Here is a 23,805-nt window from a genome sequence, read left to right as displayed (position 1 = left end):
ACTACATACCTCCGCCCGTTTGCTGATATAACCAAGAACTTTGTGAATTAAAACGTGACATTGCTTGCTCCATTGCCGCAAATTGGCGATAATATTGTGCTTCTTTACGCTGCAACTTCTCGGTTTGGCGGGCAATATCCGTCTGCGCATTCGACAATAACTTCCCAATAACACTTTGATCATACTGATTATTCCCGGTGAAACCAGCTTTATTGGTCAATTCTTTAATCCCGGCCTGTAAAGTCTCGGAAAGTTGATTGATGACACCACTTGTTCCTTTACTTGCATCCCCAAGTTGGGAAAATAGTTTTTCAACAGCGTCAGGATCTGCTTGAATGGCCTCTCTTAATTTTGTTTCATCCACATAAAGTTTACCTTTGTCCTGATAGCTTCTAGATGAAATCCCGATCGACGAAAGTGAGTTATAAGAACTGCCATTATCGACAATAGAGGTCATCACACTGCGCATTTTTGTAACCAGCCCAGAGAGAATACGATCACTGCGAAGAAGACCACTTTTTGCTTTTTCTTCCCACATTTCAATCTGTTTCTCCGACATCTCACCTTTTTGCTCTTCTAAGAGAGGCTGGTAATCCCTATAGACAGGATCAGTGATGGATTTATTCATCTTATCTAGCATGCTATTATATTGATCAACAAAATCTTTAACATTCTTTATAACCCCGTCCGTGTTTTGCGAGACAGTAACGGTACTTGCACCCACCGTTGGACTTTTGAAGGAAAAATTTATCCCCATGATGGTCGCATTATTAGATGGTAACGTCGTAATTTCATTACCATTAAAAATGACATTAGCATTTTGGCCTGCAGCAACTAAGTTAGTTGTGTTTAGGCCCAGTGTATTGTTTAAAAACGCCTGACTTTCTGCGCTTGTATTCATACTCAGATCAATTTTGGCAGCAGCTCCAGTTTCCTTTGTTTTTAAAGTAAACTGTTGCAGGGTTGGATCATAGAAGGCTTGCAGTCCTAAGCTTTTTCCAGTACTGTCTTTTGCACCATTTATTTTTGTCACGACATCGTTGATGGTGTCTGTTGTTTTAATAGCGATAGTCGCCGTTTTTCCCGGATCATTATTGACATTAATTGTTATCGATGTATCAGCTGTTAATTGGGCAGCACCTTGGACAGAATTCCCAAGCGTCTTGGTTGGATCCAAACTTACTTTATCTCCAGTAAAGGCAGCTGAACTGGCCAATTGTTTTACTTCAACAGAATACGTACCTGCTAAGGATGTGCCTGAAGCAGTAGCTGAAACGGCGTTCTCTTGGCTGGAAGAAACATCGAACGTATTATACGTTTTTGATAGACTCATATTTAAAATCGTATTCGACCGAAACGCTAACAAATCTGCATTCCATTGCCGATAAGAATCACTTAACCATGTTTGCTTTTGTTGGTTTTGTTTTAGTTTATTAAGCGAGATACTCTCAGCATTCATCAGCTTTTTAACAATCGAGTCTGTGTCCATTCCTGAAGCAAACCCTGTTAACCTAGTGATAGAGGAATAATTCACTGCTAATCACCTCTCATAAATATATTCTCTTATGTAGTATCGGCAGGTTTTTCAGAAGAATAGAGGGGTTTTTGTAAAAAAATGAGGATTTCCTGATATTTTGGGATTTTTCCTGATATATTTTTAAACGCTATCTCAGCAAAGCAAAACAATTTACTATACAAAAATGGCCCTAGGAGTCCTAGGGCCATCATGTTATTTTACTTCTACAGTTTTCTTGGCAATGATTAAAATGCCATTTTCTAAATAACCACGTAATACAAGGGTAACTTCGCCTTTTTTCCAATCAAAGTCTTCTCGTTCGAATTTGAAATGGCCTTTTTCTGCTTGTTTTTGCAATCCATTATTTTTTGGATCAGCTGCTACACCGTTTAATGTAAAGCTAGATACATCAAAAGAGAGAGATTCAAAGCTTTCCGGTAAGATTGCTTTTACAGTAAAGACTCCTTTGTTTCCTTTAATCACTTTCGGTAGTACCTCAAGAGTTGCAGGAATATACACAAGGAATTCTTTTTCTATTTGCGTTGTCCATCCTGCTGCATCGGTTACTGTAACAACAAGCTTATATGCACCTGGTTCACTAAGCGTAACTTGGTCGCCTTTTTGATAGGACTTACCGTTTACCGTTACCTCTTCAACCGCTATCCCTGAAAGGTTATCGGCAGCAAGGTAATCCAATGTAAAAGTAGAACCAAGCTCCTGTTCTGCAGCGATGTCGAAAGAAACCTTTGGTGCAGTTTTATCAATCTTCACTTCTACTGTTTTAACTTTTTCTACATTACCAGCGTTATCTACGCTGTAGTATGATACCTCATTTATGCCTTCTTCTTTAACGGTAAACGCTGTTCCTTCTACGAATTCTGAGCTATTGATAGAATAGAAGGTTTTCACCACGCCACTAAGTGCATCCGTTGCTGCTAATTCTACTGCTACTTCCCCTTTGTTCCACTGGTTGGCAACATTCGAAACAGTTTCTGGTGCCTCAGTATCGATTTTCACTTCTACTGTTTTCACTTCTTCTACATTGCCTGCGTTGTCAACGCTGTAGAACGAAACCTCATTTATACCCTCTTCTGTAACGGTAAACATTGTTCCCTCTACAAATTCTGTGCCATTAATAGAATAGAAGGTTTTCGCTACACCGCTTAGTGCATCCGTTGCTGTTAATTCGACTGCTACTTCTCCTTTGTTCCACTGGTTGGCAACATTCGATACAGTTTCCGGTGCCATAGTATCGATTTTCACTTCTACTGTTTTTGCTTCTTCTACATTCCCTGCGTTGTCAACGCTGTAGAACGATACTTCATTTAATCCTTCATCTGTAATCGTAAATGTTGTTCCTTCTACGAATTCTGAGCCGTTAACAGAATAGAAGGTTTTTGCTACACCACTAAGTGCGTCCGTTGCTGTTAATTCTACCGCTGCTTCCCCTTGATTCCACTTGTCGGTAACATTCGATACAGTTTCGGGTGCCTCAGTATCGATTTTTACTTCTACTGTTTTTGTCTCTTCTACATTCCCTGCGTTATCCACACTGTAGAAAGATACTTCATTGACGCCTTCTTCCGTAACAGTAAATGTTGTTCCTTCCACGAATTCTGATCCGTTAATAGAATAGAAGGTATTTGCAACTCCACTTAAATCATCGGTTGCTGTTAATTCAACAGACACTTCTCCTTGATTCCAACCATCAACTACATTTGAAACGGTCTCTGGTGCCTCATTATCAATTTTCACTTCTACTGTTTTCACTTCTTCTACATTGCCAGCGTTATCCACGCTTAAGAAGGAAACTGTATTCACTCCTGAATCACTTACAAAAATGGTTGTACCTTTAACATATTCTTCACCATTAATAGAGTAATATGTTTCTTTAACTCCACTTAAATCATCGGTTGCATTCAGTTTTAGTAGGTATGAAGTGTTCAACCATTGATCGGTCACGTTTGATGTCGTTACTGGAGAAGCTTCATCAATTTTGACTTCCGCTGTTTTCACTGCTTCTACATTACCTGCGTTATCTACGCTGTAGAATGAAACAGTAGTAACTCCAGCTTCACTAACTACTAAGCTAGTACCTTCAACAAAATCAATACCATTTAAAGAATAGTAGGTTTTTGCTACGCCACTTACATCATCTGTAGCGGTTAACTCCACTGATACAGCCTCTCGATTCCACTTATCAACTACATTTGATTCCGTTACAGGTGCAGTCGTATCCTTTTCTCCGACCTCGACAACAACCGTGCTGGATGAGCTGGACTCTGTTCCTGCTGGTGAAACTGGAACAATAACATACGTGTGTTCACCTGATTCTAAACCTGGTAATGAAAATTCTGGATCACTCGTATTTCCAATAAGAACTCGTTCCCCATCTACTTCTTCATATACATTATATGAATCCGCATCCTTAACGGGTTCCCAGCTTAGAACAACATCATTACCATTAGCTGTTGCTTTTGGTGCTTCTGGTGCCTCTAGCACTGGTTCGACCTTACCAGTAACCTGGTTTGAAAAAGGCGAATCTCCATACTTACTATGTGCAATTACTTCGTAAGTATAGGAACCATAAGGCTTATTGTTAAATACTATACGGGTATTTGGTGTAGGTTGAATCAAGGTACGTACACCATCGACAACTTGATAAATATCATATGAAGTTGCATAATCCACAGCATCCCACCAGAGAGCAATAGACTTAGCTTCCTGATTCACGTATACCTGCACATAAGGTGCCGCTAATACAGGATAAACAATTGTCGCTTCTACTTTAGAAGCCTGGGCTGATTCACCAAAGCGATCGCTATATGAAGTAATTTCATAAGCATAGTCTGCTTCTGGTAAATTGTTAATGGCTGTATAAGTATTATTGATGTTAGAAACAAATTTCCTCTCGCCATTTATTACCTGGTAAAGCTTATAACTTGTTGCATAGTCAACTTTGTTCCATTTTAAATAAAGAGTATCTACATTTAAGACGGTGCCTGTAAATCCTTCAGGCTTTTGCATATCTGGATGCACGACTTGTTGTTCCAATCGAGCCCCCAATGATTCTCCAAAACGGTCACTATAGGCTGTTACTTCATAAATATAGTTTCCTTCTTCCATATTGGGTAAACTCAACTGCGGATACGTTGTCTGTTTAAGTAATACCCTAGAGCCGTCTATGATTTGATAAACTTTATAGTTCGTCGCATAATCTACCTTAGTCCAGCTTAGTGTGCCATCATTACCATTTGTAATAGATAAATTCAAATTTCCAGGTGCTTGTACATCTGGATGAACTAGATTGACCTCAATCCCAGTAGCATTTTCCGACTCCTTAAAGGTATAGCTATAAGAAGTTAGTTCATAAAAATGCTTTCCTTCTGGAACATTCGTAAGTGTCACATTTAAATTGGTGGTGGAAGTGACGAGTGTTCTCTTGTTATCTTCGACTTTATAAAGATTATATTTATTTGCGTAATTAGAACGATCCCAGCTTAACGTGACATCATTTCCATTCGCTACGGTATAATTTACATTAGCAGGAGCTGCCATATCTGGATAGACAACATCCACTTCCACACGAGCGGCTTGCTGTGATTCTCCAAAAATACTATTATATGCGGTTACCTCATAGACATAATGTCCTTCAGGCAAGGTAGTAAACGCATGAGTGGTCTTCTCCGTGGTGGAGACTAAGCTTCTTACTCCATCTACCACACGGTAAATTTTATAATAATGAACATAGCTTGCCGTGTCCCAGCTCAATGTTACATCATAAAATCTTTCTACTTTTGATTGAATATTACTAGGAGCTTGCATTTCGGGATAAATGATCTCATATGTAACTGGTTGGGATAGAGGTGATTCCTGACCACTTACAATAGAAGATACAGCGAACGAGTAGGTTCCCTCTTTTAATGATATAAATGCCTTGTTCGTCGTAGGTTGTGCAGCCAGCGTTTTCGTGTCACCGTCTATTCTGTACACTTTATAACTAGAGCTGTAAGGTACCGCGTCCCATTCGATTACAGCACTGCCTGGATATCGTTCATAGATTTTTAGATTAGCAGGCGCCTGTACCTCTGCTGCTAACACACCGATTATCGGAAAGAAAAGTTGAACGATCAGTATGAAACTAACAATCATTGGGAGTGTTTTAATTTTTCTCAAAAAGCTCCCCTCCTTTTTTAAAATAATCTTAAAAAAGAGATTTAAGTTTCCTTAAATCTCTTTTTTAGAAATTAACGAAGTAGTTGAAGTACTGCTTGTGGCTGTTGATTCGCTTGAGCAAGCATTGCTTGAGCTGCTTGAGAAAGAATATTATTTTTTGTAAATGTCATCATTTCTTTCGCCATATCAACATCACGAATACGAGACTCAGCAGATGTTAAGTTTTCAGCTGTTGTGCTTAAGCTGTTATTAGTGAATTCAAGTCGGTTTTGAACCGCACCCATTTTAGAACGTTCAGCCGCAACTGTTTCAATTGCTGTGTTAATCGCAGTAATGGAGGTATTAGCTGCAGCTTGTGTTGAAACGTCTGCACCACCAACTTTAAGTTCGTCTCCATCCGTTAATGCTACAGTTGCCGAAAATACTGTCGAACCGTCAGCTCCCTTGAATGCAATACCGTCAGTTGTACGTGCTACTACTTCACCATGTGTATCTAAAAGAACATTATCTGTTGCATCGAATTTATAAGAACCAGCTTCAAGGCCGTTATTAGTGAATTGGGCAGTTGCTTTTACATCTGTTCCATCGTAGCTTAACGTACCAGATTTAACCGCTTGGCTAAATGTAAAGGTATCATCTCCAGCAGTACCATCAAACGCTTTGGTAGTAAAGGTTAAACCATCTGTACTTGCCGCTACCACTTTTCCATTCTCGTCTTTCACTTCATAGTTTGCACCATTTTGAGAAACACTGTATGTTCCAGCCTTTAAAGTATCTCCTGTCGTAGGACCAGCAGTAACCGTGCTAGATTGTTCGATTCCTACACTTCCCGCAACACCTAAGCTAAATGACTGTGCGTCACCAATTTGAATGCTCATGTTTTGATCTTGGTTTGCACCAATTTGGAATGTCCCGTCGAAAGAACCATTTAATAATTTCTTACCATTAAATTCTGCAGTTGAACCGATACGGCCTACTTCTTCAGCTAATGTGTCGATCTCAGCTTGAAGTTTTACACGGTCCGATGATGTGTTGGTATCGTTGGCAGATTGAACCGCTAATTCACGCATACGTTGTAAAATAGAATGTGTTTCGTTCAATGCACCTTCAGCTGTTTGAAGTAAAGAAACACCGTTCTGTGCGTTCTTTTGAGCAACTTCTAAACCGCGGATTTGTCCACGCATTTTTTCTGAGATTGCTAGACCTGCTGCATCATCACTTGCACGGTTAATACGAAGTCCTGAAGACAATCTTTCCATGTTTTTCGCTGCTGCATTTGAACCAGCTGTTAACTGACGATGTGTGTTAAGTGCTGCTACGTTTGTGTTAATTCTCATTTTATGTACCCTCCTATTTTTGAGGAATATTTTCCCTCTCTGCTTTTATGTATCGACAGGATTTTTGCAGCTGTAGAGGGGGAAACGAAAATCTTTTATAAAATTCTTCTTGTCTGATTTTATAAAAGAAGAAAGCCAGGCGGTTGCCTGGCTTAATATCGAAATCTATTTAATAGCAATTTTCCTACGTTGGTTTTCCATGGCGAAGATTATTTTCAACAAGCGATTTTCATCATACGTTGAAAGATCAACAAACTGGATACCGTACAATACAGCACGTTTTTTGATGTTTTCGGTTTTGCGTACGATTCTTCCGTTTAACATGAATTCTTCATTATCTAAGTAAAAATTAATTTTTACGTAAACCTTTTCCCTTAGTGGAAAGTCGTATTCACTTAGAATTCCCACCCCGCCTGCACTAACATCCACAACCTCACAGTAGATATATTCATTAACATCCAAATTCCCAATCTTTATGACTTCCATAAGCGTATTTTTGATGTTAATTCGAAATCGAAAATTATCTCGTCTGTTAGGCGGCTTCACCTCTTTTTGCACAGTCCTTTGCCTCTTTTTCCTATTACTATTGGCTAAATATATAATAGATGAAACTAGGATAATTAACGCAACTGCTGCTATTTCCTCCATACAATCCCCTCATTCGAAACATCCCCACCTTAATTCTAAGATGGGGAAACCATGATGTTATTTTTATCTTAAAAAGTCGGCTAGGCTCTGCTGAAGGATTTTTCCACCTGCAGATAGTGATGCTTGCAGCAGTGTTTCTTGAGCAGACAACTCCGTGAATGCTTTTGTGATATCCGTATCTATGACTGTTGACAGCATTTTTTTATGTAATAGCTCGGATTGCTCCAATTTATTGGACGCAAGCTCGAGCATATTTTGATTGATGCCAACCACGGTTCGCTCAGTAATCACATGATCCAATTGTTGATCAATTGAATTCAAAAGCGCCTCTGGATTTTCCCCATTCTCTAATGTTTGTGCCACCGCATCAATGGTTTCGAACAAGTTTTTACCGTCTACAGAAAATCCAAACACAGATGCTGCATGGACATTCCCTTTTACACTAAGTCCTTGACCAACATTCCACTCTTTCACGATTGGATTGCTCGGCTGCAAAGCACCATTTTGATAGGGCTGCGTATTCAAGTCTGTCCCTGAAAAAAGATAGCCGCTTCCATATGCTGTATTCGCAATTTTTCCCACTTGATCAATGAGCGAGCGTACTTCCACAGCGATATTTTTCCTATCACTCGGATTATTCGTGTCATTACTCGCTTGAAGTGTGAGTTCACGAACGCGGTGCAGGACATTCGTAACATTCCCAAGCTCGCCGTCCATCGCTGAACTCCAACTGATACCATCTTCAACATTTTTTTGATATTGTTCAATTTGCGACAATGAGGAACGATAAGATAATCCCTTCAAAACTTCACCAGGCTGGTCCGAGATCCTTTCGTACTTCTTTCCAGAAGAAATCTGCCCATGAAGTGTCTCCATTGATTTGTTACTGCGATGGAGACTTTGGATAAATTGTTGGCTAATCATCTGCTGCGTAACGCGCATCGTTCTCCCCCTTTCATGCCGTGAATCATTATGGTTACTTCATTCCGTTAATCAATGTATTTAACAGGTCGTTCACTGCTGACACATAGCGGGCCGCCGCATTGTAAGCCTGCTGATAGCGAACCATGTTCGTCAATTCTTCATCAATCGATACACCAGATACCGATTGTCGGCGATTTTCTACCTGCTGAACCATGTCGTTGGCATTTTCAGCTGACTGCTGGGCAGTTTGAACATCAGTCCCTAGTTGACCGATAATCCCTTTGTAAAAATCACCGATAGTTGCTTCTGTTCCGCCAATATTCATTTTTTGAAAAAGAGCATTACTCATCGCTTTCGCATTCGAGCCATCCCCAATCGTATCCGATGAAGCCGCTGCTACCTTCGATGGAAATTCTACCAGCAACGGGTTAATCATCATACTTCCCGCATTTTTTGGCGGTTGGGTCGGATCATCTTTATCAACAAAAAACAGAAGTTTTTCTAAAGGTGCATTCGGATCTGTACTTCTTGCTTGGATATCATCTAAATTCCTCGCCTCATCTCCTGCATGAATGGCGTTTATGCTGTCTGCGATGGTCTTCGCCAATAGGTCAATTTTTACTCGTAAATCAGGGATGGTTCCAAAGCTTGTTCCGTTTACCGTGTACCCATGGGTTTCGAGCAATCCCTTGATTTCCCCGCCTGCTATTGTAATAACCTTACCAGCGATGTTGGCCCCGCCAGTTTCCAGGTCCAATGTAAATGTGTTGGCATTGTTCCCCTCTACCAGCTTTTCACCGCCAATTGAAACATCCACTCTGCCATTTTGAGCAGGCGTTACTTGGATATCGACTAGCTTTGACAGTTGATCCAGCAGCACATCTCGTCGGTCCATCAAATCATTAGGCTGATTGCCGCTGCCAATGTTTTGAGCAATCTTTAAATTCAAACCTGCCACCTCATTGGCGATGGTATTGATTTCATTGGTCTTACCTGTAAGTTGATCGGCCAGGAAAGTTTGGTTTTGTTCAATGCCTGTATAGATTTCATTGAGTTGACCTGCCAATTCCTTTCCGTTTGCAACCACGACCACGCGGGCCGATAGATTTTCCGGCTGCTTGGAAAGCTCCTGCAGTCCTTGCCAAAAACGATTCAGCGAACTGGTTAGACCAGAATCTCCTAGTTCGTTAAAGACATTTTCGATGTTAGAAAGCGCACTTGCCTTTGCTTCCCAATATCCGGCCTCTTTCTGCTCATTCTGAAATTGGCGGTCTAAATAAGATTCCCGAATCCTTCGAAACTCCGATACCTCCACACCGGTACCCATCTGCATGGGAATGGTCCCGTTATTTGGATTCGGTGAGGCTAGTGGATGACCCGCCTGCAGTACAGCTTCTTGCCGCGTGTATCCCTTCGTGTTTGCGTTGGCGATGTTATGCCCTGTTACACTTAGTCCAGTTTGTTGGGATAAAATCGCTCTTTTCCCGATTTCTAACCCATGAAAGGTTGAGTACATCTTTTTTCTCCCCTATGCTTTTAAATCAAACAAACGAGCATATTCTCTTGAATCCTGCGCTTCCGCTTCTGAACTATAAAGACCCGAATCCTTTGATTGCGGCAGCATTTGCTCGATCATGAACTGTGTGTAGGTTAATGACTGTTGAATCAATTGCTGATTATGTTTGTTTACCTTATCAATTTCTTCAAATAAACGCTGAAGTAATGTCAGTTTCGAAGCCCACTCCGCTTTTGTCACTCCGTCAGGCTGATGTTCAATAAGTTTCGAGAGAGGAAGATACGATTTGTCATGCTCCATTACATCCATTCTCATCTCATCTACTTCTTTGATTTTTTTGATCAGCTTCGATTCATCCGCCATAATACCAAGCAGCGGATTGATTTCTGCAGAAATTAAGATTTCCTGCTTTTTCTTTGCAGTTTCTAACAATGTGATATGCAGGTCGGTTAACATCTGCAAAACTTCTGTGAGGCTATTCATCGACTTTTGCACCTGTCTTCCAAGCTGAGAGTAATTTATCCGCTAACTTTTCGCTGTCTACTTTATAGGTGCCATTGGCAATTTGGCTTTTCAATTGCTCAATTTTAGCATCTTTTTCTTTTTGTATCTGAAGCTTGGCTTCGTTTGATAATTCTACTTTGTCTGATTGAAGTTTGTTGGTTACTTCTTCTTTTTTTGGCTGATTGTTTTTTTGGTATGCCTGATATGCAGCATCAAGTCGATTAATTGGATTGATTTTCATAAAGTCCGCTCCTTTTAACTCTATCCCTTACTTTTTGTATCGGCAGTTTATGGTTTACTGTTTAGAGTATTTCTAAATTTTTTTAAAGGCTGTGTTAAATAATGGCGTTGATTTGCGCTCTAGTAACCAGCGAAGTAAATAAGCGGAGACTTTCCGGTTAAATGCAGAATGGAGCCTGTTTTGAGGTAAATAAGGGGAGGTTTTCCGGTTATTGAAAGCAAAATCTCCCTTTTTCACGTAATTCTGCTCAATAGGCGGAATCTCTCCGTCTATTAAAGCTATTTTTAATTAGTAATGCTAATTAAGCGAAAATTTTCCGTTTATTTGGATTCTTAAAATTAAGAAATCCACAATAGCCTTTAACACAGCCCTAAAAAAGAAACGGCAGCATAAACCGCCGCCGCTAAATTTCCTTATTACCTCATAATCCCATTCGCGATTCCCATCATTTGATCCGCATAGCTAAGCGCTCGGGCATTGGCTTGATAACCTCTTTGAGCTTTAATCATATCGGTCATTTCCTGATTTAAGTCCACATTGGACGATTCTAAAAACCCTTGTTTGATTTGAACATTCGTATTGACAGCTGTAACCGTACCACCCGTTAACCTGTAAACTCCGCCATCATCCTTTAACAGCTGTGAATTGCTAAAATCAACCAAACCGATACGCTGGTTTGTCCCGCCAATCGTTCCGTCGCTAGCCACTACAAATTCATCGCCCAGGCTCCATTCAATTGGATTTCGATTTTGATCAAGAAGCACATCTCCGTGGGCGTTTACCAGCTGAAAGCGGCCGCCACCTACTGGAGTTTGATGAAAGGCTCCGCCTCTTGTGTACAAAATTTCCGTTGTAGTTCCTGTTGTTCGTTGTACTTGAAAATAACCGTTCCCTTCAACCATGAAATCAAATGGCTGATCCGTTTGCTTAGGTGCACCTTGGGTCAGATCTAATGGAGTTCCAGCGATTCGAGATCCAAAAGTGGTTCGAATACCGGGAGGAGATAATCGGCCAATCTCCCTTTGCTGTTCGATTTGGTTTTGAATGGAGACTGTTAAATTCTCAGAAAAAGCGGCTTCTCTGCGCTTGAAACCTACGGATTCCACATTGGAAATATTATTGGCGATAGTATCTAACTTCCCTTGGTAGGCGCGAACACCAGACGAAGCAATAAATAAAGATGTATTCATAGCTTTTATACCCTTCCAATCGTGTTTAATTGTTCTAGCGTTTTATCGTAGGCTTGAAGTACTTTTTGATTCGCCTCAAACAACCGAATATTCGTCATCATTTCGGTAATGGTTTTGGATGTATCCACGTTTGATTGCTCGATCATTTTATGATGCAGCTGCAAACCAGCAGGGAGAGTCTGTGAAAGCATAGCAGGTGCTACCCCCTCTAGCTCATAAAGACCATTATCTTTTTTAACTAATTGGTTTGGGTTATTAACCACCATGATTCCAAGTGAGCCAACGGTTCGTGCACGTGCTGGGTCATCAGGGTTAACAATGATATCGCCATTGTTTTGGATTGACACATTTCCAGAGGTCAATTCCTGATCAGATAGGGGCAGACCATTTTTTCCTAAAACTAAATCTCCTGCTGCGGTCGTCAGCTGCCCATTTTCATTAACTGAAAACCTTCCGTTTCGCGTAAATTGGAAGCTGCCATCAGATGTTTGTACGGCAAAAAAGGCAGCTGGTTTGATGTATTCTCCGTTTTCTAAGATGGGTGCTAGTGCTTGGTCGTTAATCGCGACATCAAAAGGCATGTTGCTGTCCACCAGGCTTCCCTGCGAAAAAAGGGGTAAGGTTTCTTGGTTATACACCCCCATGGACAAGGTGCCGATTTTTGGCGATTCTCCCGTGGTTTCTGATTGACGGATACGCTGCAATAACATTTCCGGAAAAGAGCGCAGCGGACTGGAATCCTGTTTAAAACCTGGGGTTTCGACATTAGCCAAATTATTGGTTAGTGCATTTTGTCTTCTTTGCAATGCAATCATCCCGGATGCAGCGGTATCAATTCCTCGAAGCATAATTGTGCTCCTCTCTACATGTATAAGTTTACTAATAATCCTTTAATTTCACCGATTGTCTTCAAAAGGTCAACGGAACCAGTTTGTTTTTCCATCACCTGCTCTGAAAGTTTGATTAATTGTTGGTCAATTTGTTTAATTATTTTTAGTCTTTTATCTCTACCATTGGAGTGAAATGACCGATACTCCTCTATGGAGTAACCATTTTGTACGACTTCTTTTAAAAAGTCTTGAATGCTTTGTTTATAGGCTAATAGATCTTTTACGGATTGAGAAGTACTTAACCGACTGCCGTTTTGATCCAAAACTTTGAGAAGGGTTTGCAAACGATCTTGTGTTAAATGAGATTGTGTTTCTTGAAAAACTTGTTGAAAAGAAGGGGATCCTTTCCCTTTCTCCCGCACTGGAATAAAGCGATCCTGACTGATTGCCTGGCTTTGTTGGATCTTCAAGCGGATACTCCTTTCATGATGGTTACCATCATTTTTTCAAAAAAGAAAGCTGTCGAATTTTTCCGGTTCACGTTGAATGTAATTTATTTAAACTAAATTAAAGATAAACTAAAGGAGAATTTTATGTCTAGTATTTTTGGAATTTTATTGGCACTCCTCGCAATTGGAATAGGAATGATTTTAAAGGGAGCACCACTGGCATCGTTGAACAATCCAGCGGCATACCTGATTATTTTTGGCGGAACAGCTGCTGCGGTGCTTATCGCATTTCCGTTTCGAGAAATTAAAAAATTTCCGAAACTATTAAAAATTGCTCTGCTTGAACCGAAGCTCCCTTCAAAAGCAGAACAGGTTGCTAGGTTAATAGAATGTGCGGAGATGGCTAAAAAAGAGGGTTTTCTAGCTTTAGAGGAAATTGCTGAAACAACAGACGATCCTTTTTTTAAAAAGGGGCTCGAAATGATCATTGATGGCTATGATGCGGAGTTCATTGAAGAAGTTTTATTTGATGAAGTTGAAGCGATCGAACAGCGTCATAAAACAGGTGCGCTTATTTTTACACAGGCAGGCACGTATGCTCCGACTCTTGGTGTACTTGGGGCCGTAGTCGGTCTGATTGCTGCACTTGGCTCATTATCCGAAATCGAAAAAATCGGTCACTCGATTTCAGCTGCGTTCATTGCTACCTTACTTGGGATTTTTTCCGGTTATGTACTATGGCATCCATTAGCAAACAAATTAAAGCGACTATCCAAACAAGAACAAGAATTAAAGCTGATTATCATTGAAGGGCTGCTCTCTATCTATCAGGGGGTTTTACCAAGTGCCTTGGAGAAAAAGCTAACGGTTCATATCCCTCCGTCTGAACGCAATAAAGTTGAAAAAGAACTTGAACAAGATGACTATATTGAGGAGAAATCAGCATGAGAAAACGGAAAAGAGCCTTTAACTCTGACCACGAAGACCATGTAGATGAATCCTGGCTGATACCATATGCCGATTTATTAACGTTATTACTGGCGCTATTTATTGTCTTATACGCAGCCAGTACCGTTGACAAGGAAAAATATCAATCGATCATGGAATCCTTTCAATCTGAATTAACCGGGACAAAAATTGAGAGTCAACAAGCAGGTCTATCACCGAACCCTTCTTCTCCCCAACCCGAAATAGGATTGCCAGAAGAAGAAGTAAAAAGTGAAACAAATGACAAAGAACTGGATGTGTTGCGACAGCAGCTTGAAAGCTACATCCAAAACAATAGCCTAGAGGATATGGTCTCCCTCGAAGAAACAGAAAAGGGAATTGAAGTATCCTTAAAAGATGTGGTGTTATTTGATTCGGGAAGGGCAGATTTAAAGGAACGCTCCTATCAAACTTTAAACGGGCTCGTTGGCTTGATTAATACGGTTCCCAATCCGATTAGTATTGAGGGGCATACGGATAATGTTCCAGCACATAATACAATCTATAAAACGAATTGGGAACTGTCTGCAGCTCGAGCGGCCAGTGTTCTCCACTACTTTGAGTCACAAAACGTTCAAGCCAATCGCATGCAATTTTCAGGTTTTGGAGAATATCAGCCTCTATTTCCAAACGATTCGGATGAAAACCGGCAGTCGAATCGCCGTGTAACGGTTGTGATTTTACGAGGCCGTTAAAAATTTCCTGCGACTAGAGGTGAAACAGCTGTGAAAAGGGTTGTTATATACGGTTTCAGTTTAATAGTTTTATGTTTTTCTATAGTGGCAGACGTGGGCTCAGGAAGTAACGAAGAGGAAGCAAAGGCAACTCCCTTCACAAAAGTGGTGTTGGCTGAGGAAATCCAATTGGATGTACCGTTACTTAATCAAATGGATGAACCCCGGTTATTTAATGGCTGCGAGGTTACCAGTCTGGCAATGCTGCTGCAATATTGGGGAATTAATGTGACAAAAAATCAACTAGCCGAACAAATCCCACGGGTTCCTCTTCAATATGGAGATGGTAAAAATGGAAATCCCAATATGGGTTTTGCCGGCAATATGGAAGATGGGCCTGGGTTAGGAGTCTACCATGGACCGATTTTCTATTTGGCGAATACTCATATCCCTAACGATTTAATGGTTCAAAATCTATCAAACTATCCTTTTTCCTCCATTCTGGAAAAGGTTAGCCAGGGTCTGCCTGTTTGGGTGATTACGACAACCGACTTTGCACCCATACAAAGTTTCCAAACATGGTCCACCCCACAAGGGTCGGTTAGGGTTTCGTTTAACATGCACAGCGTCGTCATTACCGGCTACGACCAAAACCATATCTATCTTAACGATCCCTATGGAACAAAAAACAAACAGGTTAATCGAGAAAAGTTTATTGCAGCTTGGGAACAGATGGGTTCACAAGCTATCGTGATTGCACCTAAATAAAATTTTTGGTAAAAGATTAAACTTTTTGTAAGAAATTGCCGATACATGGTAGTATTAAGATGAATTCACCAAAAATAAATAACATATATCGTACGAAATGGCAAAATGACCGAAAGGTGATGACGCAAAACTAGAGGGGCTAAAGTGATATACAAGGCTAGCCAGTTACCGAATATGAATCCTTCTACGATTATGTAAAGATGGGGGAAAAACAATGTTAACTTTTATTGCAGGTGTAACAATAGGGTCTACCACTATGCTGGTCATCATGAGCCTAATGACAGCATCCAAAAGAGGCGACCAACGAATAGAGCTTTCTATATCAAAGGAAAGCTAAAGTAGCCGGAATAATTAGAAAAAAGACGATTCGAGGGGAAAGAATCGTCTTTTTGTTATGCTTAGATATTCAGTTGCACTATTTAATCCCATTAAGGTCGCAAGATATCTTCAATCGTTGGTATTGCAGAAATGGCACCAACCTTGGTACAGACAAATGCACCCACTTTATTACTAAACGAAATAATTTTTTTAAGTGCCTCAAAATCTTCTATTGTTTGATTTTCGTTTGCGAATTGGTATAATGTTGCACCAACAAATGCATCACCCGCACCTGTAGAATCAATAGAAGTTACGTTTATGCTAGGGACAATTTCTTTACTGTGCCCATTAGATAGATAGGTCCCTTCACTGCCTAATGTTACAGCGACTACTGCTGCACCTAATTCATGAAGGAATACTGTGCCTTCAGCCAAATCACTGCTCCCCGTTATAAGTTTTAATTCCTCATCACTCACCTTTACAAAATCAGCTAAAGCTGCCCCCTTTTTGGCTAATTCAATAAAAGTTGGAACACTATCTTTCCAAAGATCTTTTCGGTAATTAGGATCAAATGAAATAAACTTTCCTTGTTTCTTTGAATGATTCATTACCTGAAAATAGGTCGATTGAAAAGGGTCATTTAATAAAGCCGTTGCTGAGCCAAAATGATGAATAGCAGCCTCATTTAGCTTTTCAAAATTAAGTTCTTCCTCCACTAAAAAGGCATCAGCTCCTCGGTTAAACACAAAATCTCTTTCACCGTTGGCCTGTAACGATACAAAAGCCAATGTTGTCGGGTGGGAATCATCAAATACGACCATTGATGTATCTACCTTAACGTCATCCAGTGTCTTTTTTAAAAAATGTCCAAACGGATCATTTCCAACTTTTCCAGAGAATAGTGCAGTCCCGCCTAATTTTGCAATTGTGGCACAAACATTTGCAGGAGCACCCCCTGCTTGCTTTTGAAAGTTTTGCCCTTCTATTAAATTAATGTCCACATCGGTACAGAAAAAATCGATTAGTAATTCACCTATACATACTATTGAAGAACTCATTTTACACACCTTCCCTTTAACAAATAAAGCTCTAATCTATGACTACCGATTAGAGCTCTCATACGGTTAAACCTACCTGCTCCAAATGGAATCAAGTTCCGTTAATTTTAAATTAGCAGCGTTAGTTGTTCCTTCATTTGAAAATAAAATGAGCTCTTTGCCTGCCTTATGAGGGAACAGTAAGCTAGTAACCGCAAGCTCACCATCGTTGGCAAACACCTCAATGGAGGAAGTATCTAAAAACAACTGAAGTTTCAATCTCTGATTCGCTAACTTTAATGCTGCTTCCTGTACAGCTGGAAAAGATGTCGAAAAGCTTTTATCCCCAGAAAGAGTTCGATCAACAAATAACTTCTCTTCGACTGCATTGTAGCCAATTACGGTTTTCTCTTCATCAGAGTGCTGTATGATAATTCCAAACTGGCTTGAAGTTACTTTTTCAAATTCAATCGTTAATTCCAGTAAAGAATTCTTTACGGGAACCGATACATTACCGCCAGATTCAATCGCAGTGTCTGGATAAGATTCCGTTTCTTTTCTTATCGTATGAACTTCAGCAACCGGTTTTTGGAACAAACGGACTCCATTTTCTGTAGAAGCTAATGATAATTCTCTTGGTAATGTCATTGCGCTGCGCCAGCCTTCCGTTGGCACTTGATTGGCATAGCGCCAGTTGCTCATCCAGCCAAGATAAATACGTCTTCCATCTTGGATATCAGACCAGCTCACACCTGCATAATTATCCCGGCCGTAATCTAACCATAGAACCGTCGAATCATCATGGTCATTCACGAAGGTTGTTCCATCGAACTGTCCGATAAAGTATTGTGTTCTGGAACCTTCTGCTGATTGTCCGTTATCTCCGATACTGACAATCATTACCCACTTTTCTTGTCCACCATCGACAGGTAGTTTGAATAAATCAGGACATTCCCAAACACCATCATGTGAACCCGCGGTATGGCCAAATTCACTGGCAAACTCCCATTCTTTTAAGTTAAGGGAAGTGTAAATCGTAATCGTTTGACCCGTTGCCAGCACCATCACCCATTTTTGGGTTTCTTCATGCCAAAACACTTTCGGATCACGGTAATCGGTTATGTTAATGTCTGAAAGTACGGGATTGCCTTCATATTTTACCCACGTTCTTCCATTATCCTTACTATAAGCCAAACTTTGTTGCTGAAGCGGCCGGTCAGAATCCGGATAGGTGCCAGCACTTGTATAAATGGCAACCAATCCTGGATTGTCTTTTTCAAAAAACCCGGTGGTATTGTTCCAATCGACAACCGCACTTCCTGAAAAAATGGCTCCCAATGAATCCGGATATAAGGCAATCGGCAGGTGCTCCCAATGAATCATATCCTTACTTACGGCATGTCCCCAGTGCATCGGCCCCCATGTAGTGCCAAATGGATGGTATTGATAGAACAAGTGATACTCATCATTAAAAAAGACCATTCCATTCGGGTCATTCATCCACTTTTCTTCGGGTGAAAAGTGAAATTGTGGACGATACTGCTCTTTATAGGTTTGCATCATTTTTTCGCTCCTTCATTTCTACTAAATTAGTATATAAGGCTGTACATATACCAAAGCAATGTACAGCCTTATACTAGTTACTCTGATTTATTCCTGGCTTCGATCGTAACCTTTTTGTTTAATATCCAGCCATTCTTGCAGTCCTAGTCGGTCTAATTCTGCTAGATAATCCTTCCATTCTTTTTCAACACCGCCATTTGCAATCCACTCCGCACGCTTTCGCTTAATATAAGCAAACATATCCGTTTCAATCACAGAAAGTCGATCTAGGTCCTCAATGGAGAAGAAGACACGTGGATAAATATTGTCTGCTTCCATGTAAGGAACCATCACTTCTTTCATTAAGTTCAGTCTCCAAGCAGCATCATCTGGTTTTGTTGTCACAGTACCATAGTAGCTATCTAAGATCGCTAACGGTCCGCCGATAGATGTTTTTTCTCTTAATTCAACTGGTGCAGTCCCTTCTAACGGAAGGTGTTTTAACATTTTTGTTGCCTCATCCATTTCGAAGATGTTTTGCTGCTTTTCATCCCCATACGTACCCCAGTTATTTTGAACCGATTGAGAAGGATCATATAATTGGTCAATCCACTTCGCTGTTAATTCAAGGTTTTTATTTGCGGATGTTACCACTAAACGTGAGCGGTCAAAGCCCATTCCATTTGTTCTCGCAACATTTTGATGTCCTTCTGGACCTTTTAACGGAGCTAACAGATCGTAATCATCGCCCATGCCAGTGATATTTCCTTTATCCCACGTGAAGTACAAACCATATTTTTTGTCTCTGCCTTTTGCAAGATACGTGTTCCAATCATGCTCAAATGCTTCGATATCGATTAATCCTTCATTGTATAAATCGTTGAACCAGCTAATCGCCTTTTTATAGCTATCATCTGCCGCTGTAAGTTTTACTTCTCCATCATTGGTAACAACCGTGAAATCCCAGTTGTCTCCTAGACCGAATGCCCCAAATAAGGAGTGTGGATCTTGTCCGCCATCATTAATGATGAAGGACATTGGAATCTCGTCCGCTTCGCCATTACCATTTGGATCCTGGGTTTTAAACGCAAGTAATACTTGTTTTAACTCTTCAGTTGTTTTTGGAACTTCTAATCCCAGTTTATTTAACCATTCCATATTAATCCAAGGGAACGCGTCCACAGAGTGAATACTTTCTTTTCCTTCACCTAGCTCCTCAATCCAAGGAAAAGCATAGATATGTCCATCAGGAGCCGTCATCATTGCTTTGTACTGTGGTGCTTTTTCAAGGACTGCTTGTAAGTTCGGCATATACTGAATTAAATCTTCAACCGGTACAATGACTCCATCCTTCGCGTGCTTCAGTAATTCATAATCACTAAAACCTGCATTTAAGATGGCATCAGGAAGTTCTCCACTCGCAATCGCTAAATTTCTTTTTTCATTAAAGATATCCGTGGTATAGTTTCTCCAATCAATTTTTACACCCGTTTGCTCTTCTAAGCGTTGAAAAATTAACTTTTCATTTGGATCCTTAGGTGCCAATGGTGAACTGGATGTCATAATTTTTAATGTTTTTTCCTCTTTCAATGGGAAGGATACATCTTTTAATCCATAATCCTTAGCTGAGAAACTTTCGCTGCCGCCGCTTTTACTTGTACAGCCGGTTAGAAGTAACGAACCTGAAAGCAGTAGAGCAGAAGCCGTTGTAAACATTCTTTTTTTCATCATAAACCCTCACTTTTTTTTATTTTAATGAACCAACCATTACTCCCTTTTCAAAATACTTTTGGAAGAATGGATACATAATCAATAACGGTAAACTTGCAATCACAATGGAGGAATAGCGAATCATTTCTGAAATTCTCATTAGCTCATTCCGAGCCTCTACATCCGCTACCATTCCAGGCTGAACCTCATTTTGAATGAGAATCGAACGTAATACTAATTGCAAGGGATGTAATTCTCGACTATCAAGGTAAATCATGGCGTCGAAGTAGGCGTTCCATTGTCCAATGAAGGCATATAAAGCTAGAACAAAGATAATTGGTTTCGACAAAGGTAAAATGATACGAAAGAAAATTTTCAAATCGGATGCACCATCGATTCGCGCCGCTTCCTTCAACTCATTTGGTACCGCTTTAAAGTAAGTTCTAGCGAGAATAATAAACCAGACATTCACTGCACCTGGCAGGATAATCGCCCAAATCGTATTCAGCATTCCTAAATCACGAATAACAAAATAAGTTGGAATCAAGCCGCCTCCAAAAAACATCGTAAATAAGAAGAAAATCATAAATACTTTTTTACCAACCAAGCCTTCGACAGATAACGTATATCCTGCAAAGAGACAAACCACAACAGTCACAATCGTAAAGGCAGTTGAATATAGAAGTGAGTTGAAAAATCCTCTCACAATGGTGTCATCCGTAAAGAGTCGCTTATAGCCTTCTAATGACCAATCAGAAGCATGTAGCGAAAGCCCTTTTCGTATGATGGCATTCGGTTCTAAGAACGACGACAGGAATACATACATTAGAGGTCCAACTATGACAAGGACAATAATCGTTAGTAAAATATTATTGGTTAGAAGCAGAATTCGGTCGCCCTTTGGATGTTTGATTTGGTTATTCATACTTTTCCTCCTTCCCTAGACGAGACCTTCGCCTTCGTTTAGTTTTTTAACCACTTGGTTGACAACTCCAAGTAAAATGACATTCACAACGGCATTAAATAATCCAACGGCCGTAGCAAACGAGTAATCCCCCGCCAGAAGACCCCGTTTATAAACATAGGTGGCGATAATTTCTGATGACGGTGAATTCATTGGTGTTTGCAGCAGGTACGCTTTTTCAAAGCCAATTCCCATGATTCCGCCAGCAGCCAAGATGAACAATACCGCCATCACAGGCTTAAGCGTTGGAAGGTCAATATGCCAGATTCGTTGCAGGAGTGACGCCCCATCCAGTGTTGCTGCTTCATGAAGCTGCGGGTCAACGTTCGCAAGTGCAGCTACATAAACAATAGAGGCCCATCCTGCTCCCTGCCAAACTCCTGACCAAATATAAATGGTTCTAAAATAATCCGGATCCGACATGAATGATATCGGCTTATCTAAAAAGGTTGATAACATTGCATTAATAGGTCCCACAGGTGATAGAAAAAGAAAGACCATTCCCGAAACAACAACCACGGATATGAAATGCGGTGCATAAAGGGCTAATTGAATATTCTTTTTCACACTTGATTTTCTCAGCTGGTTTAACATCAAGGCCAAGATAATCGGAATCGGAAAACCGATTAACAGTTCAAAAGAACTTAATTTAATTGTGTTCATTAAGATTTCCATGAAATTTGGTGACGATAGGAAACTTGTAAAATGTTTAAATCCTACCCACTCACTTCCGGTAATCCCCCGGATCGGACTAAAATCCTTAAAGGCTATCGTTGCCCCGTATATGGGGATGTACTTAAAAATAATTGTAAGAATCACCGCAGGCGCAATAAGCAAATAAAGAATGTAATTCTTTTTGATATATTGTAGGTTCCTGCTTAATTTGGTCGGTTTACTTGTATGAACCGGCATGGCTTGCTCTGCTTTTACTAGTTCTTCCACTCTCTTACCCTCCTATCCAGATAATCCGTTGAAAGCACTTTCAACTTGGGTTAAATATAACAAAATGGTTGGAAATAAGAGTTTAATATTTTTGGTTATCACAGTTTAAAATTTTTGGGAGTTTGATATCGCTTTCAATCAACATCCATTCATATAAACATAGAAAAATCCTCTAGTTAGTGAACTAGAGGATTTTAGGGCTTTTTAATATCTCTTAAACCATTATTAATCTTTTCCGCTGCTTCATTGGCTGCAATTTCAACATCTTTTCCATTCTTACCTACTTCCTCAAACAACTCCTTAACAGCTTGGCTGATAACAGGATAGGCTGGGGTTACCGGCCGGCTTTTCGAGTAATTTTGGTCTTGTTGGATAAAGATATTTTTTGGATATTCATTGAGTTCAGGAAAGTTTTTTGCTACTGAGTATCTCGCAGGTAAATCACCTGAGATGTCGACGAAGATTTTCGAACCCTCATACCCTGTGACGAATTTTACAAATTCCCAAGCTTCCTCCGGATACTTGGTTTTCGATGAAATCCCAAGTGCCCAGCCGCCATTCGGCACAACCTGGTAATCACCCTTCGGAAGCGGAGCAATCCCGAAATCTTCTCCTAAAATAAAACCTGGAGTTTGTGCCAATTCGGATAAAGCCCAAGAACCTAATACCGTCATCCCAAGCTTATCTGTTTCAAAAGGAGTCGGAGGCATTTCAACTGCCGCAACCCCATGCTTACGATATAAATCTTGATAAAATTGCAAGGCTTCTAATGCTTCTTTCGAATTGATAAACCCCTCTGCGGTTGTTCCATCAGGACTAATGACCTCTGCACCGAACTGCCATAGAAACGGCATTTTAAAATAAGCAGGTCCTTCTCCAACATTGAAGCCTTGAGCAGGGTCAATCCCTATGACACCTGTTGCTGGATTGTTTAATTTTTTTGCAATCTCCAGTACTTCATCCCATGTCATCGGATGGTTCGGATCTCCTGATGGAAAGGGAATTCCTGCCTCCCTGAAAAGATTCATATTGTAAAATAAGGCAATACTGGATTCAACAATGGGCGCAAGATAAATCTCATCCTTATAGGTTAAACCCTTTAACACTCCTTCAGGGATATCTCCAATATTCCCTTCCTCTTTCATATAAGAATCTATCGATAAAAGCGAACCAGAATTTGCATAAAGAGCGAGGTTTGGACTATCAATGGCCATAATATCGGGATGGTTACCTGCAGCCAGTTCCGTACGCAGCCTTAATTCGTACTCATTTCCCCAGTGCATCGATTGCATATTAATTTTAATATCGGGGTGCTGTGCTTCAAAAGCTGCGATTACCTCTTCATAGGCTTGATTAAACGCTTGGTTGCCTAAGTTCCGTAAAAAGGTCAGCTCAATTTGCTGGGCTGGTTTCTCTTTATCTGGACTTTCACTTGAAAGTGGGACAAAATAGTACAAAGCAAAACCTGCAAAACTAATAAGAAGGATCACCGCTATCCATTTCTTCACCGTACCTGCCCCTCCCTTCAAATC

At 40.4% G+C, this 23,805-nt stretch carries 21 protein-coding genes and 1 riboswitch; of the genes, 4 read left to right on the top strand and 17 right to left on the bottom strand.

Annotation, left to right across the window (positions count from 1 at the left end):
• Position 1 precedes the first annotated feature (1 nt).
• The 11 genes from fliD to BANA01_RS17870 all read right to left on the bottom strand — a co-directional run bounded on the left by fliD (position 2) and on the right by BANA01_RS17870 (position 13,352).
• Positions 2-1,534, bottom strand: coding sequence for a flagellar filament capping protein FliD (fliD, locus tag BANA01_RS17920; protein WP_063254216.1), 1,533 nt, complete (start codon positions 1,532-1,534; stop codon positions 2-4).
• A gap of 195 nt (positions 1,535-1,729) precedes the next feature.
• Positions 1,730-5,692 carry a fibronectin type III domain-containing protein gene (locus BANA01_RS17915; protein ID WP_063254215.1) on the bottom strand — a complete coding sequence of 1,321 codons (3,963 nt, stop codon included), beginning with the start codon at positions 5,690-5,692 and terminating at the stop codon, positions 1,730-1,732.
• Between the two features lie 71 nt (positions 5,693-5,763).
• Positions 5,764-7,029: a flagellin N-terminal helical domain-containing protein gene (locus BANA01_RS17910; protein WP_063254214.1), complete on the bottom strand. Its 1,266-nt coding sequence runs from the start codon at positions 7,027-7,029 to the stop codon at positions 5,764-5,766.
• A 165-nt stretch (positions 7,030-7,194) separates the two neighbouring features.
• Positions 7,195-7,677, bottom strand: coding sequence for a PilZ domain-containing protein (locus tag BANA01_RS17905; protein ID WP_063254213.1), 483 nt, complete (start codon positions 7,675-7,677; stop codon positions 7,195-7,197).
• A 63-nt stretch (positions 7,678-7,740) separates the two neighbouring features.
• The gene (gene flgL, locus BANA01_RS17900) at positions 7,741-8,619 is read right to left on the bottom strand and encodes a flagellar hook-associated protein FlgL (RefSeq protein WP_063254212.1); all 879 of its coding nucleotides are present in this window, start codon (positions 8,617-8,619) and stop codon (positions 7,741-7,743) included.
• A 34-nt stretch (positions 8,620-8,653) separates the two neighbouring features.
• On the bottom strand, positions 8,654-10,117 hold the full coding sequence (gene flgK, locus BANA01_RS17895; RefSeq protein WP_063254211.1) for a flagellar hook-associated protein FlgK: 1,464 nt from the start codon (positions 10,115-10,117) through the stop codon (positions 8,654-8,656).
• Positions 10,118-10,129: 12 nt separating this feature from the next.
• A complete protein-coding gene (locus tag BANA01_RS17890) occupies positions 10,130-10,600 on the bottom strand; it encodes a flagellar protein FlgN (protein ID WP_063254210.1) in 471 nt (156 codons plus the stop codon).
• Positions 10,593-10,862 carry a flagellar biosynthesis anti-sigma factor FlgM gene (flgM, locus tag BANA01_RS17885; RefSeq protein ID WP_063254209.1) on the bottom strand — a complete coding sequence of 90 codons (270 nt, stop codon included), beginning with the start codon at positions 10,860-10,862 and terminating at the stop codon, positions 10,593-10,595. Before flgM ends, BANA01_RS17890 begins: the two co-directional genes overlap by 8 nt.
• A 416-nt stretch (positions 10,863-11,278) precedes the next feature.
• Positions 11,279-12,052 (bottom strand): flagellar hook-basal body protein, encoded by a 774-nt coding sequence (locus BANA01_RS17880; RefSeq protein WP_063254208.1) that lies wholly within the window; start codon positions 12,050-12,052, stop codon positions 11,279-11,281.
• Positions 12,053-12,057: 5 nt separating this feature from the next.
• Positions 12,058-12,900, bottom strand: a complete 843-nt coding sequence (locus BANA01_RS17875; protein ID WP_063254207.1) for a flagellar hook-basal body protein — start codon at positions 12,898-12,900, stop codon at positions 12,058-12,060.
• 14 nt (positions 12,901-12,914) lie between these two features.
• A complete protein-coding gene (locus BANA01_RS17870; RefSeq protein ID WP_063254206.1) occupies positions 12,915-13,352 on the bottom strand; it encodes a YaaR family protein in 438 nt (145 codons plus the stop codon).
• A 123-nt stretch (positions 13,353-13,475) separates the two neighbouring features.
• Here BANA01_RS17870 and motA point away from each other — a divergent pair, with 123 nt between their 5' ends.
• The 4 genes from motA to BANA01_RS30415 all read left to right on the top strand — a co-directional run bounded on the left by motA (position 13,476) and on the right by BANA01_RS30415 (position 16,097).
• Entirely contained in the window at positions 13,476-14,279 is an 804-nt protein-coding gene (motA, locus tag BANA01_RS17865) for a flagellar motor stator protein MotA (protein ID WP_063254205.1), read from the top strand.
• Positions 14,276-15,013 (top strand): flagellar motor protein MotB, encoded by a 738-nt coding sequence (locus tag BANA01_RS17860; RefSeq protein ID WP_063254204.1) that lies wholly within the window; start codon positions 14,276-14,278, stop codon positions 15,011-15,013. The genes motA and BANA01_RS17860 overlap by 4 nt, the downstream gene beginning before the upstream one ends.
• Positions 15,014-15,043: 30 nt before the next feature.
• Positions 15,044-15,760 carry a C39 family peptidase gene (locus BANA01_RS17855; protein WP_063254203.1) on the top strand — a complete coding sequence of 239 codons (717 nt, stop codon included), beginning with the start codon at positions 15,044-15,046 and terminating at the stop codon, positions 15,758-15,760.
• A gap of 89 nt (positions 15,761-15,849) precedes the next feature.
• Positions 15,850-15,933, top strand: a riboswitch (cyclic di-GMP riboswitch).
• 41 nt (positions 15,934-15,974) lie between these two features.
• Positions 15,975-16,097 (top strand): DUF3789 domain-containing protein, encoded by a 123-nt coding sequence (locus tag BANA01_RS30415; protein WP_235847173.1) that lies wholly within the window; start codon positions 15,975-15,977, stop codon positions 16,095-16,097.
• 91 nt (positions 16,098-16,188) lie between these two features.
• Here BANA01_RS30415 and BANA01_RS17850 read toward each other — a convergent pair whose 3' ends face one another.
• The 6 genes from BANA01_RS17850 to BANA01_RS17825 all read right to left on the bottom strand — a co-directional run bounded on the left by BANA01_RS17850 (position 16,189) and on the right by BANA01_RS17825 (position 23,781).
• Positions 16,189-17,136, bottom strand: coding sequence for a carbohydrate kinase family protein (locus BANA01_RS17850; RefSeq protein WP_063254202.1), 948 nt, complete (start codon positions 17,134-17,136; stop codon positions 16,189-16,191).
• Positions 17,137-17,208: 72 nt separating this feature from the next.
• Positions 17,209-18,678 carry a glycoside hydrolase family 32 protein gene (locus BANA01_RS17845; RefSeq protein ID WP_063254201.1) on the bottom strand — a complete coding sequence of 490 codons (1,470 nt, stop codon included), beginning with the start codon at positions 18,676-18,678 and terminating at the stop codon, positions 17,209-17,211.
• An 87-nt stretch (positions 18,679-18,765) separates the two neighbouring features.
• Complete coding sequence (locus tag BANA01_RS17840; RefSeq protein WP_063254200.1) at positions 18,766-20,385, bottom strand: ABC transporter substrate-binding protein; 1,620 nt, start codon at positions 20,383-20,385, stop codon at positions 18,766-18,768.
• 19 nt (positions 20,386-20,404) lie between these two features.
• Positions 20,405-21,292: a carbohydrate ABC transporter permease gene (locus tag BANA01_RS17835; RefSeq protein WP_063254199.1), complete on the bottom strand. Its 888-nt coding sequence runs from the start codon at positions 21,290-21,292 to the stop codon at positions 20,405-20,407.
• A gap of 15 nt (positions 21,293-21,307) precedes the next feature.
• A complete protein-coding gene (locus BANA01_RS17830; RefSeq protein ID WP_157411825.1) occupies positions 21,308-22,243 on the bottom strand; it encodes an ABC transporter permease in 936 nt (311 codons plus the stop codon).
• A gap of 224 nt (positions 22,244-22,467) precedes the next feature.
• Positions 22,468-23,781 (bottom strand): ABC transporter substrate-binding protein, encoded by a 1,314-nt coding sequence (locus BANA01_RS17825; protein WP_063254197.1) that lies wholly within the window; start codon positions 23,779-23,781, stop codon positions 22,468-22,470.
• Positions 23,782-23,805: the final 24 nt, after the last annotated feature.

The organism is Neobacillus niacini NBRC 15566 (genome assembly GCF_001591505.1).
Lineage (GTDB): Bacteria > Bacillota > Bacilli > Bacillales > Cytobacillaceae > Neobacillus > Neobacillus niacini.
Note: the sequence above shows the minus strand (reverse complement) of the source record. Positions and strands in the feature narration are given on the sequence as shown.